The sequence below is a fragment of the uncultured Thiohalocapsa sp. genome, assembly GCF_913062725.1.
Classification (GTDB): Bacteria; Pseudomonadota; Gammaproteobacteria; order Chromatiales; family Chromatiaceae; genus Thiohalocapsa.
On record NZ_CAJXWY010000004.1, the window covers coordinates 98,677 to 112,030 of the forward strand.

Annotated in this window: 7 protein-coding genes; 4 read left to right on the forward strand and 3 right to left on the reverse strand. The window is 66.5% G+C overall.

The features are described from left to right. Positions 1–13 precede the first annotated feature (13 nt). Entirely contained in the window at positions 14–4,315 is a 4,302-nt protein-coding gene (locus QZ588_RS02030; protein WP_295539237.1) for a response regulator, read from the reverse strand. A gap of 253 nt (positions 4,316–4,568) precedes the next feature. Between QZ588_RS02030 and QZ588_RS02035 the strand changes: the two genes are divergently transcribed. The 3 genes from QZ588_RS02035 (at position 4,569) to QZ588_RS02045 (ending at position 8,221) form a co-directional block, all read left to right on the forward strand. Continuing rightward, positions 4,569–5,465 (forward strand): transporter, encoded by an 897-nt coding sequence (locus QZ588_RS02035; protein WP_295539241.1) that lies wholly within the window; start codon positions 4,569–4,571, stop codon positions 5,463–5,465. A 144-nt stretch (positions 5,466–5,609) separates the two neighbouring features. Next, positions 5,610–7,130, forward strand: coding sequence for an aldehyde dehydrogenase family protein (locus tag QZ588_RS02040; RefSeq protein WP_295539244.1), 1,521 nt, complete (start codon positions 5,610–5,612; stop codon positions 7,128–7,130). A 62-nt stretch (positions 7,131–7,192) separates the two neighbouring features. Next, positions 7,193–8,221, forward strand: coding sequence for a protein adenylyltransferase SelO family protein (locus QZ588_RS02045; RefSeq protein ID WP_295539247.1), 1,029 nt, complete (start codon positions 7,193–7,195; stop codon positions 8,219–8,221). Positions 8,222–8,246: 25 nt separating this feature from the next. On the opposite strand, the gene QZ588_RS02050 is transcribed toward QZ588_RS02045, so the two are convergent. Beyond that, positions 8,247–9,431, reverse strand: a complete 1,185-nt coding sequence (locus tag QZ588_RS02050) for a helix-turn-helix domain-containing protein (RefSeq protein ID WP_295539250.1) — start codon at positions 9,429–9,431, stop codon at positions 8,247–8,249. A gap of 360 nt (positions 9,432–9,791) precedes the next feature. Next, complete coding sequence (locus tag QZ588_RS02055) at positions 9,792–11,186, reverse strand: hypothetical protein (protein ID WP_295539253.1); 1,395 nt, start codon at positions 11,184–11,186, stop codon at positions 9,792–9,794. A gap of 363 nt (positions 11,187–11,549) precedes the next feature. Here QZ588_RS02055 and QZ588_RS02060 point away from each other — a divergent pair, with 363 nt between their 5' ends. Further along, a complete protein-coding gene (locus QZ588_RS02060; RefSeq protein WP_295539255.1) occupies positions 11,550–13,226 on the forward strand; it encodes an IS66 family transposase in 1,677 nt (558 codons plus the stop codon). The last annotated feature ends 128 nt before the right edge of the window (positions 13,227–13,354 follow it).

Genomic DNA, 13,354 nt, shown 5'->3' on the forward strand with positions numbered 1-13,354 from the left:
AGCACATATCGCTTTATTTGCACGCCGGCACCCGCAGCCGGATGCGGGTGCCGCAGGCCCGTCGCTGGAGCACAAGGTCGCCGCCGATCTCGCGCGCGCGCGCCTGCATGTTGCCGATACCGCGGCCGTAGGTCAGATGCGCCGGTAAACCGATGCCATCATCGCTGATGTCCAGTCGGATACCATCCGGCTGCCCACACTCGATCTCGATCAGGATGCGCGTGGCGCGGGCGTGCTTGAGGGCGTTGTTCAAGCCCTCCTGCAGAATGCGCATCATCTGCAGGATCGTGCGGTCCGGCAGCGGCGGACAGGCCGCTAACCTGAGGCGCCAGTCGACGCGGATGGACACTTGCGCCAGCCGGCGCTGACAGCGGTATCGATACTCGGCCAGGGCGCGCGCCAGACTATGCTCGGTGTTACCAAGTGTATCGACCAGCAGATGCAGATCGCCCATGCATTCGTCCAGCAGGACCGCCCCTTCCGACAGGCTCAGCGTGCCCTGGCTCATGCGCAAGCGTGCGGTGGCCAGCTGAGAGCCGAGTCCGTCGTGCATATCCCGCAGTAGGCGTTGGCGCTCCGCCTGACCGGCAGCCTCGCGCTCAGCGGCCACCCGCATCGCATGGGCACGCGCCAGCGCCGCTTCAGCGCGTTTCTGCGGGCCGATGTCGGTGATGGCACCGGCCATGCACAGGGGCGCGCCTGTGGCATCTCGTTCCGCCTGTGCACGCGAGCGAAACCAACGGTACTCGCCATCGCAGGTGCGCAGGCGCAGTTCCACATCAAAGGGCGCCTGACGCCGCAGCTGGGCGTCGCGGGCGGCGCGCACCTTAGGCAGATCTTCGGGGTGTACCAGTGTCTCGAAGCCGGCGATGCCAGGCGCAATCACGTCCTCGGCCTGCGCCTGCGATGCATGACCAAGCAGTTCCAGATAGCGCGGCGATAGGTACACCTGATCGGTTTGCACCTGCCACTCCCAAAGGCCATCGGAGGTACCGCGCACGGCGCGGGCGTAACGGGCCTCGCTGCGACGCAGGCGATCGGTTTGCGCCTTGAGCTGCAGATGCACAGCAACCCGTGCCCGCACCACCGGCGGCTGGATAGGCTTGTTGATGAAGTCCAGGGCGCCGGCCTTGAGCGCCCGCACCTCGCTTGTGTGGTCGTTTTCTGCGGTGACGAAGATGATGGGGAGCTCAGGTTGGTCACGGTGCAGTTGCGCACAGGTCGCATAACCGTCCAGACCGGGCATACGCGCATCGAGCAGGACCAAATCGAAGGCATTGCCCGCCGCCAGTGCCAACGCCTCGGTGCCGCTGCTTGCGCTGCGCAGCTCGCCCATACCCGCCAATGCACGCCGCAGGGTTTCGATGGCCATCGGGCTATCGTCAACGATGAGCAGGCGCCAGGGAGCATCGGTGCTCGGGGTGACAGCATGCGCGGCGGACTCGACCACGGGCCCGGTGGATGCCCCGGCGGATGCGCACCAAGGGGCACTGGCGGCACGCAGCGCTTGCAACGCGGCATCGAATGCGGCCAGTCGATCAGCCACGGCACAGTCCTGATCCGCGATGGCCTGCTCCAAGGCAGCCGCCGCCGCCATCAATTCCTGTGCGCCAATCTGCCCGGCGATGCCCCGCAGCGTATGCAGCCGACGGGTGGCGGCGGTGGTGTCACCGATGGCCAGATCGCAGGCGGTCTGTGCCGAGGCATCGGCGAAGTCGGCGGTAACCCCCTGCAGCAGACGCAGAAACAGCGTCGCATCCTGGTTGACCATGCGCCAGGCGAGGGCGCGATCGATGCCGGGGATGTCCGGCAAATCCGGCTCGGGCTCGGCGGCCCGGGCCGCAGGCGCCGGAGGTGCATGAAGGGCGGGCGTCGCCGCGGCTCGGAGAAACCGGCGAATCACCGCCTGCAGCAGGTGCGCGTCGATGGGCTTGCTCAAATGCGCATTCATGCCTGCGGCGTGCGCCGCGTCGATGTGCTCGGGGAAGGCGTTGGCGGTGAGCGCAATAATGGGCACCTCGGCATCGAGGGCGCGGATGCGGCGCGCGGCCTCGTAGCCATCCATGATCGGCATCTGCAGATCCATCAGAATCAGCGTCGGTGGGTCGTGCGCGGCGCCGACACCGCAAAGCTGCCGGAATCGCTCGACCGCCCGGGCGCCATTGTCCGCGACCTCGATGGTCAGGCCGGTGTCGGCCAGCAGCCCGCAGACGATCTGCTGGTTCACCGCGTTGTCTTCCACCAGCAGGATGCGACGGCCGCCGAGGGGCATCGGCTCCGGCGGCGGCACGTCCGATACGGCCAGGGTCGCAGGCACCACAGCCGCGCTCGACACGCTTTCGGTGGCGGCCGCGGGCAACGCTGCCGCAGCCGGCGCCGTGGTCGCGGCCAGCGGCTCGGCGGCGATCTCGAAGCGAAAGCAGCTGCCCGCGTTCGGTCGGCTCTCGACTTCTATCCGTCCGCCCATCAGTTCGATCAGCTGCTTGCTGATCGCCAATCCGAGGCCGGTGCCGCCGAACCGGCGCGTGGTGCTTTCGTCGGCCTGGGAGAAGGCCTGGAACAGGCGCTGCTGTTGCTCGGTACTGATACCGATGCCGGTGTCCGACACCTCGAAATGCAGACGTCCAGCTTCGCCGCCGAGGCCGCCGGGGCGCACGCGCAGGCGGACCTCGCCGCGATGGGTAAACTTGATGGCATTGCCCAGCAGGTTGGTGAGTATCTGCTTGAGCCGCAGCGGGTCGCCGCGGTACCGGCTGGCCAGCGCGGGATCGAGCGCGATGCCGAGTGTGAGTTGCTTGTTGCGTGCACTGAGCTCCAGCAGCTGACGCACGTCGTCCACCGCCTGACGCAGATCGAAGGGGACCCGCTCGAGGGCCAGCCGACCCGCCTCGATCTTGGACAGGTCCAGGATGTCGTTGAGGATGCCGAGCAGCGACCGCGCCAGGCCCTCGAGCTTATGCAGCTCTTGCCGCTGCCCGGGGGCCAGCGCGCCGCGCAACACCAGCTGCGCCAGGCCGATGATGCCGGTGAGCGGTGTGCGGATCTCGTGGCTCATATTCGCCAGAAACAGGCTTTTCGCCTGGTTGGCGGCCTCGGCGCCGGCACGGGCCTGGGCGAGCTCCGCGGTGCGCTCGGCAACCCGTTCTTCGAGGTGCTCGCGGTAACGGGCCACCGTAGCCGAGAGCTTGCGCTCGGCGATGAGCGCACTCGCCAGCCGCGACACCAGCAACACCCCGAGCACCAGAAACACCGCGGTGAAGGCATAGGTCACCCAGTAGATGCCCTCGAACGACGAGCGTCCGCCCAGGCGCAGCAGGTCGAGCACGCTGGCGACCACCAGCGCGCTGGTGGTGAGGGTGACCATGGCATGCAACGCCTGGCGCGAGCGCCACGACCAGACCACCATGGCCAGGGTCAATACGATGGTGGCAGCACTCAGGGGCATGTAGAGCGCCAGCACCACCCAGCGGTCGTTGCCGCTCAGCCAGACGGCCAGGGGCATCAGCAGGGCGTAGCCGATCAGCACCGTCCGCAGGTAGCCGCGGGCGCGGCCGAAGAAGGCCAGCAACATCAGCATGAACAGCGGCGCCGTGACCATGCGGATGGAGAACACGAACCAGCTGTAGAGCTCGCCATCCACCGGCACCACGGTGATGAGGCCGTTGAGATTGCTGAGCGCATTGGCGATGGCGCAGAGGCCAAACCAGAGATACAGCGACTCGGAGCGCAGGATCCAGGCCAGCGCCAGGGCCAACAGCCCCAGCGACAGCACGATCCAGGTCAGCGCACGCAGCGACTCCACCTGCCACAGATATCGCTGCAGATAGGGCCCGCGGTATAGGGCATCGGCGGCGCCCACCCGCACCGGCGAGAGACCGTTCATCTGCCGGTCGTTGACGTATAGCGCGATCTCGATGCGGTTGTCGCCTGCGCGCCACAGCGCTGGCGGCGGCACGAACAGGTTCGGCTGATGCAGGCAGCGCAGGTCTTCCAGGGCGCCGATGGCGCAGGCGCCCACCATGACGCCGTTCAGGCTGAGCTGGCCCGACAGGCTGAGCTTTGGAATGTAGAGGCCCAAGGGTGCCGTCGGGGCCGCGTCCAACTGCAGCCGCAACTGATAACGCACCCGCCCACCGCCGGCGGGGATCTCCGCGGCGCTCAGCACATGCGGCAGTGTCACCTCACGCGTGCCGGCCGGAGAGATGAAGGTCGCCTCGTTGAGCGTCAGCAGGTCGGGCGCCGGATCGGGCGCCGGCTCCGCCGCCGCCACGCCCATGACAGCCAGCCACAGGACGATCCCCAGAGACCAGCACATGCCGGGATTGGAAGCTTGGCGTGCATGGCAATGCCGGAGCGCGTGCATGGGGGTACTGCAACTGGCCTTGGGATTAGGATCGCCTGGCGCCGACGCGTGCGGCGAAGCCTGGTGCAACACGCATGGCGCTCTGTAAGATACGCGCGCCGGCGCCGAGAGGCGACGGTGATCGCACCAGCCCCCGCCACTGCGACCGTCGTACCCTACCCCGCGGCTGGCCATCCAGCCATCGCACACTGAACACTTCGGCCCAATGATTCGCCTGCCCCACTGCGCGCTGCTCCTGCTCGCGAGCGCGGTCCCATCCGCCTCGGCCCTCGCCGTCGACCTGGTACCCCAGGACGTGGTTCCGCCCCCGCCCGGCCTGACCACGGTGCAGTTGTCCTACAGCGCCAGCGTGCGCGGCGACCTGTTCCGGGAAGGCAAGCGCCAGGCCAGCGACACGCGACTGGACCTTGACGCCGTCACCCTGCGCATCGGGCGCACATTCCAATGGCGCCAGAAACCAGCCTATGTGCGTGCCGACGTGGCGCGCGGCCGTATCGATCCCGGCGGATCATTGCAGTCCTTCGATGCCAATAGCGGCATCGGCGATCTCAATCTCATGCTGGCGGCCTGGCCCTATGTGGACCGCGACGCCGAACGCTATGTCGGGATCGCCGCCTACCTGCGACTCCCCACCGGCACCTACGATCCGCGCAAGACCATCGGCCTGAACACCAACATCGGCCAAAACCGGCTCGCCGGGGCACTGCAGGCCGGCTACGGGCAGCGCCTGGTGGGGCCGCTCGCGTGGATGATCGCGGGCGATGTCGCCGTGTTCGGCGACAACGACGAGTATTTCGGCCCCAACCCCCAAGCGAGCACCTTCCGTCAGCGGCCCATCTTCAGCACGCAGACCGCGCTCACCTATCAGTTCAATCCCTCCGCATCACTGGGCCTGAGCTATTTCTACAACACCGGCGGCGAGACCCGCCTCGGCCAATCCGACTGGCACAATCGAATGGACCTGCACCGCTACGGCGTCACCGCGCAGATCCGCCTGCCCATCGGCCGCCTGACCATCGAATACGGCGGCGACATCACAACCCATAGTGGCCTGCTCGAAGAGACGCGCTGGGCCGTCAGACTGGGCACCGTCTTCCGCTGATCGGGCGGCTGCCAACCTTTTCCCAACCTTCGTCGTCTAGTCTCCCCGGTGTGCGCCGGCGGGCCGCGCCCGCCGGCGCCCGCGAACGGCCAACAACGCAACCGCAAGAGACAAGACAGCCGCCGCCGGCGGAGGAGTATTCCCATGATCTATGCAAGCCCCAACACCGACGGCGCCGTGGTGAGCTTCAGCGCGCGCTACGACAACTTCATCGGCGGCGAGTGGGTGGCGCCGGTGGACGGCACCTACTTCGACAATGTATCGCCGGTCAACGGCAAGCCCTTCTGCCAGGTGGCGCGCTCCGGCGCCGCCGATATCGAGCTGGCGCTGGACGCCGCGCATGCCGCCAAAGACGCCTGGGGCCGCACCTCGGTCACCGGGCGCGCCAACACCCTGCTCAAGATCGCCGATCGGATCGAAGCGAATCTCGAACAGCTCGCCGTGGCCGAGACCTGGGACAACGGCAAGGCCGTGCGCGAGACCCTCAACGCCGACCTGCCGCTGGTGGTGGACCACTTCCGCTACTTCGCCGGCTGTATCCGCGCCCAGGAAGGCAGCATCGGCGAGATCGACGAGCACACCGTGGCCTATCACTTCCACGAGCCCCTCGGCGTCGTCGGTCAGATCATCCCGTGGAACTTCCCGCTGCTGATGGCCGCCTGGAAGCTCGCCCCGGCGCTGGCGGCCGGTAACTGCGTGGTACTGAAGCCCGCCGAGCAGACGCCGGCGTCCATCATGCTCATGGTGGACCTCATCGGCGACCTGCTGCCCGCGGGCGTGCTGAACATCGTCAACGGCTACGGCCAGGAGGCGGGCAAGGCGCTCGCCACCAGCCAGCGCATCGCCAAGATCGCCTTCACCGGCTCCACACCGGTGGGCGCCCAGATCATGCAGTACGCCGCGGAAAACATCATTCCATCCACGGTGGAGCTGGGCGGCAAGTCGCCGAACGTCTACTTCGCCGACGTGCTGGATCAGGAGCCCGAGTTCATCAGCAAATGTGTCGAGGGCGCCGTGCTCGCCTTCTTCAACCAGGGCGAGGTCTGCACCTGCCCGTCGCGGTTGCTGGTGCAGGAATCGGGCTACGATCAATTCATCGAGCTGGTTATCCAGCGCGCCCTGCAGATCAAGCGCGGCAACCCGCTGGATACCGACGTCATGGTGGGCGCCCAGGCCTCCCAGGAGCAGTACGAGAAGATCCTGAGCTACATCCGCATCGGCCAGGAGGAAGGCGCCCAGGTGCTGCTCGGCGGCGATGTCGAATCGGTGGACGCCGAGCTCAGCGCCGGCTTCTACATCCAGCCGACGCTGCTCAAGGGCACCAACGACATGCGCGTGTTCCAGGAGGAGATCTTCGGCCCGGTGGTGTCCGTGACCACCTTCAAGGACGAGGCCGACGCCCTGGCCATCGCCAACGACACGGAGTTCGGCCTCGGCGCCGGTCTCTGGACCCGGGACATGAACCTGGCCTACCGCATGGGCCGCGGCATCCAGGCCGGTCGCGTGTGGACCAACTGCTACCACCACTACCCGGCGCATGCCGCCTTCGGTGGCTACAAGAAGTCAGGTGTCGGACGCGAAACCCACAAGATGATGCTCGATCACTACCAGCAAACCAAAAATGTGCTGGTGAGCTATGACGTGAGCCCGCTCGGGTTCTTCTAACCAGCGGCCGTCACCGGGCTGCGGATCACCGCAGCCCTGGTCGCCAACGCATCCCACCCGGCATGTCTGCCCTCACCCCCTCGGCACTGCGCCAACCGCTCCTGGCCCTGGGCTCACGCTTCTACGCGCGCATCGAGCCGACGCCCCTCACCAATCCGCAGCTCGTCGCCTGCGACGCCGATACGGCGGCGCTCATTGGCCTCGACCCGGACAACTGCGGCGGCGACGACTGGCTGGATCTGTTCAGCGGCCGGCGCCTGCCCGACGGCTGTTGCCCCCTCGCCCTGGACTACGCCGGCCATCAGTTTGGCCGCTTCAATCCCTTTCTCGGTGACGGCCGCGTGCTGGTGCTCGGCGGCCTCGACACGGCACATGGCTGGCTGGAGCTGAGCCTCAAGGGCGCCGGGCGCACACCCTACGCCCGCGAGGCAGACGGCCGCGCCGGGCTCACCGAATGTCTGCACGAGCTGGCGATGAGCCAACGCCTGGCGCGCCTGGGTATTCCGACGGCGCGCGGCCTCTGCGTCATCGCCGGCGATGAGCAGGTGTATCGCCAGGGCTTCGAGCGCGCGGCCATCCTGGTGCGGCTCGCGCCGAGCCATCTGCGCTTCGGCAGCTTCGAGCACTGTTACTTCAAGCGCGACGTCGATGGCCTGCGGGTGCTGGCGGATTACCTGATCGCGCACCACTACCGCAGGCGCATCCCCGCCGACGGTCATGCCCACGCCGCCCTGTTCCGGGCCATGGTCGAAGACACCGCCGATCTCATCGCGCGCTGGCAGGCCGCAGGCTTCGTGCACGGCATGATGAACACCGACAATCAGTCGGCGGTGGGTATCACCCTGGACCTGGGCGCCGCGGCCTTCGTGCCGGACGCCGCCGATGCCGCCACCCGCGACGCCTTCGTCGCCAGCCCACTGGACGAGAAAGGCCGCTATGCCTTCGGTGAGCAGCCGACACTCGGCCTTTGGAACTGCAATGTGCTGGCCCGGGCGCTCTCACCCATCATTACGGCCGCCGAGCTGCGGGCGGCCCTGCAGACCTACGAGCCGCGCTATCTCGGGCAGTTCGAGGCATGGCGCGCGGCGTGACCCCAAGCCATAGTCCGGGCCGTACTCAGCCGAACCGGATCGACGCGGCGTCCGCCAGCTCGGTCAGGCGCTCGCGCACCATCTCACTGCCGGCGGTGCTGCGGCTGATGGCACCGATGAGCGCCCCGGGGTCGTCGCAGGCCGCGAGCGCCTGCCCCATCACCGCGTCGATGCAATGGCGCCACTCCTCCAGCGCCGGCGACGCCGAGCGTGCCAGCAACGGCCCCGCATACAGACCGATGGCCTCGGCCGCCTGTCGCTGATGCAGCAGCTGCCAGAGCACGATGAAATCCGCCCACACGGGCAGGCCCAGGCGATACGGGCGCGAGCCGATCTGCCCATCCAGCGCGCCGCGCAGCTGCGACAGCTCCGCCTTGAGGGTGGAGCGGGAGACGGCGGCGTCGCCATAGAGCGCCGCGTGCAGGGCATCCAGCGTCAAGCCGCCCGGATGCAGCGCCAGCAGACACAGGATCTCTACCTGCCGCAGGGGCAGCGCCAGTGCCCGCCCGCGGAATTGCACCCGCGGCTGACCCAGGCCCCACAGCTCCAGCTCCGCCCGCGGTGCCTCCGGCGGCAGCGCCTCGGCGATGCATCTGGCTAGATCAGATGCCGCCGCCTGTCCGAGCGGCGTATGCCGATCCCAGGTGGTGGAGAGATCCAGCAGGCCGAGACAGGCGCCCGTCTTTGGATGCAGCACGGGGGCGCCGTAGCAGACCCAATCGTGCAAGAAGGGCTGGAAGTGCTCGGCGGAGAACACCGTCACCGGGCGGCGCAACCGCAAGCCCAAGCCCACCGCATTGGTACCCACGGCGGCCTCGTCCCAGCGGCCGCCATGGACAAAATTCACCGCCTCTGCGGGCCTTACCATGTGGCCGCTGGCGTAGGTCCAGAGCAGGCGCCCGCAGGGCCCGGCCACCGCCACCAGCAGCGAGCCTTCCCGCGCCAGGGCCTGCAACCGCGGGCGCTGCGCGTCCAGTGCCTGGCGCAGCGGCGACGCCTGCCACAGCTCGCGCGCCAGGGCCGCATCCTCCACCGGCGCCTTGGGCGGATGACGGTTCAGGTAACGGGCGCTGCGCCGCCAGGAGGCCAGAATCTCAGGGGGCGGCGCGGCGGCCTGCTGACCGTCGGGCGCCATGAAGGCCTGCCAATCGCGGTCGGCCCGACGGCGACGCTGCGACAGCGCAGTGCCATCGACGTGGTGGGATTGCAAGGTCGTCCTCCCACCGCCGGGCCGCGAGATATCGCGGCCCGGGCGGCTGTGGTGCGGCCGTGTGTCGGCCTAATTATTGTCCGCCGCCCGCATGACCCGCTTGCGGATGCTCATCATGAAGCTACAGGCAACACGTGCGTGGCGGCTTGTCTCGGGCGCTGACCGCAGGGCGCGCTCGCGATCGCGCGCCTCCCACCGGAGCGTAGGCAGTCCGTGGGCAGTGGTCAAGGACGCGATTGCGGGTGATCGCGCTGACGGGCGGCGAAGTTTAACGCCGCTGCGATGGCCGCTGCCTGAAGGTTGGGGTCATCCTTGAGGACGTGCATCTGCGAGGCGCCACAGGCCAGCTTCGTCAAGCAGTTACTTCATGGCGCGGAAACCCAGCAGACTGATCAGCCCCGACAAAAGGAGAAGCGCATAGCCGGACAGAGCGGGTATGGGCTCGATTCTCTGCTCGACGACCAGGAGTTCGATACGGCCCTCGTTGATCTCGGCGTTGAAGTCATAGGCAGCGCTGTTGTCGCGCACGCGCAGCGTCGAGGCATTGAGCGCGCCGGTCGCGGTAATGATATCGCTGATACGGTCGCCCAGAGCCAGGTTCTGCGCATTATTCTTCACATCGATCTGCAGCGTTGTGTTCGGTTCCAGCGTCACGTCGCCGCGTACCTGCAGCGCGGAATAGGTGCTGCCAGCAGTCTCCGGCGTATCGACGGCAACCCCGAGCAAGCCGCCGGTCGACTGTGTGTAAGTACCTTCGATCTCGCTTTCAGCGGGGCTGCCAGTGTCTGCCACTGCCTGAGCGTCAGTCAGCTCCTTGATGTACAGTTGGCCGCTATTTACCAGTTCGACCGTCGTATCAATCGCCAGCCGGCCCGCCATGATGCCGCCGCTCTGATTCTGGATGACACCGTCGACGGTTGTGCCTGAATCCAAGCGGAGTGCTCGGTCTTGGGCAAGAATCTTTCCGCTGTTTACCAGGCCGCCGTTGAGGCTTGAGTCACCCCTCAACTCTATACCATCAATGCCCTCGATGGTTCCGCTGTTCAACAGGCCGTTATCGATCCGCGTCTCTTCGTCGATCTCAACGACGACGGCCGTCTCCGAATTGAGACTGCCGCTATTTTCAATGCCGCCTTTGATCCATGCGTTGTCATCGATATCGAAAGCTTCACCCTCCGCATTAATGGTGCCAGTGTTGATGAGGCTGCCCTCGATGATACCCTCGTTATCTGAGAGGTTGTCATCATCATCGCCGTAGACCGTGATGCCATTGTCGCCGGCAGAGGTAATTGTACCATTGTTGATCAGGTCACCCTTCACCAAGCCGCTATCAAATTCGATACCGCTCTCGTTATTGTTGCCGCTGCTTGTAATACTGCCATTGTTGATAATGCTTCCGTTTACGGCTTCCTGGTTTATATCCACGTCAACGGCATCTTCGTCAGTCCCTGTGACGCTGCCGTTGATAATGATCGAGCCGTCCACGCTGACATCATCGACCTCCATACCCTTGTCGCCGGTCGACTCGACGACTCCGTCAATCTGTATGGCCCCGCTGACGTCTGTGTCATCGAAAGTGATCGAGGGCGTTGACGTGCTGGAGGTAATGACAGAGCCGCTCTGCGTCACCGTCAGCGAGTCTCCGTTTGAGATGGTCACGGGTGTTGTTTCCGCCGTATCAATCGTTCGTGCGACAGCCTGAGCCATTGATGCAAGGGCCAACAGGGCGCCCGCGGCCACAATTGTCTGTCTCATTTGCAGATCCTCAGATGTAAGCGTCAAGTACGAGCGAGACGATGCGACCGTCTCGACGCCGGACAGTCTAGGCATGGGTAGTTAACGGTAAGTTAATGGAGTAGCTAACGGTGAGTTAATGGCAACTGCGTTTCAGTGGCAGCTCAGCGAGCGCTTGACTGGGTTTCCCGGGCCTTGCGAGACAGAGCAGCGGGGGCCGGACGAGTCGGACGCCGGGCCACGGGGCCCTGCAACGCCCCACTGATCGGTCCGCCTCCTCGGAGCCCGGCTTGACCAGGCAGCCGGTGGCGGCTGTGGCAGCGTAGCCGTTCAGACCCCCCGCCCAGATAACCGTTGCTGAGGGCAGACATTGCTGGGCGAGCTATGGCAAGATCTTGCGCCAAGTCCTTCAACGCCAAGCGCCGACGTACCGCCCGCTCCGAGTTCCCTGTGCAGCTGAGCAAACACGATCTCTTGCAGCTTGATGCCGACGCCTTGGCGGCGCTGAGCCATGCCCAGTTGCAGGGGCTCTCGGAGAAACTGCTCGCCGATCTGAAGCTCGCGCACGAGCGGCTCGATCAAGCCCCGCACAACAGCTCGCGCCCGCCAAGCAGCCAAGCGCCCTGGGAACGGGGCCGCGACGAGGATCACGACGACACTGATCCAGACGCTCCCAGCGACTCGAGCGCGCCGGCGTCGAGCACCGCGCGCGCCGACGAGCACGTCGACCCACCGGCTGACAGCGCCGAGGGGTCTCAGCCCGAGCCCGCCACCAGCGCATCGCCCTCAAGCACGGATGCTGACGCCCCGCCACCCAAGCGCCCCGGACAACGCCGCGGCGCCACTGGCCATGGTCGCACCCAGCGCTTCGCCATCATCCACCGCCTCGAGCATCATCCCACGCGCTGCGCGCGCTGTGGCAGCGATCTGCAGGACCGGGCTCCCGGCGCCTGCTATCACGCCCACCACGTCATCGACCTGAGCGACCTCGGTGAGGAGCGCATCGGCCTTGAACTCACCGACACCCTGCACGCCTACCACGAGCGCACTTGCGGCTGCGGACACAGCACCCGCGCCGAGCCTGGCCACACGCCGGGTGATGCGGCCTGGGATGTGGCCTTAAGCGAGCGCCATCTGGTCGGCCCGCGGCTGTTGAGTTTGATCTGCGCCCTCTGCACCCGGCAGCGCCTCTCGCGTCGGCGCATCCAAGAATTCCTCGGCGACTGGCTGCGCCTTCAGCTCTCGATCGCCACCATCAACCAATGCCTCCACGAAGCCGGGCGCGCCCTCGATGCGGTGGTCGAGGAACAGTTACTCCAGCAGGCCCGCGACAGCGGCCTGCTGCACGCCGACGAGACCAGCTGGTTGGAGGCCGGCAAGCTGGTGTGGCTGTGGGTCTTCACCTCGGCCACCACCACCATCTTCACCATTGGAGCGCGCTCCAAGGCGGTCTTGATGAGCGTCCTTGGCCCGCTGTTCAACGGCTGGCTGATGAGCGATGGCTACTGGGCCTATCGCGATCTCGACAACCGGCTGCGCTGTCTGGCGCATGTGCAGCGCAAAGCCCGCGGCTTAGAGGAGAGCCTGGATCGCCAAGCCCGCGCCTTTGGTGAGGCGGTCAATACGTGCCTCCAGGCGGTCATGGACAGCGTCTACGCCGCGCGTGAGGGACCACCGCCGATGGACTTGCGTCAACAGCACGCCGAACAACTCAACGCCTTCTGGTGCCTGTGTCTCGAACACATTGATGCCGCGCATGAGAAGACCCGTGCGCTCGCACGCGAGTTGCTCAACGACTTCGACACCTTCTGGGTGACGCTCGATCATCCGGAGCTGCCGTTGACCAACAACGAGGCTGAACGAGCCTTGCGTCATTGGGTCATTGCTCGGCGCATCAGTCAGGGCACCCGCACCGCGCAGGGCTCACGCACGGTGGCGGTGCTCGCCAGCGTGGTCGACACCTGCCGCAAGCGCGGGCTCTCGCCTTGGGACTTCATCGCCGAGGTCGTTGCGGAGCGCCGGCGCGGTCGACCAGCACCGTTGTTACCGGTGGCCGCTTGAGCCGGTGTTGACACACCTTCGGGGCGTGCATTTGGGTGGGGGTCTGAACGCTTATTGCGCCAGGCAAAGCCTGGAAGAGGGGGAAACATGCTGACATGACGTAAGCACGTGGAAACCTTTTCTCGCGA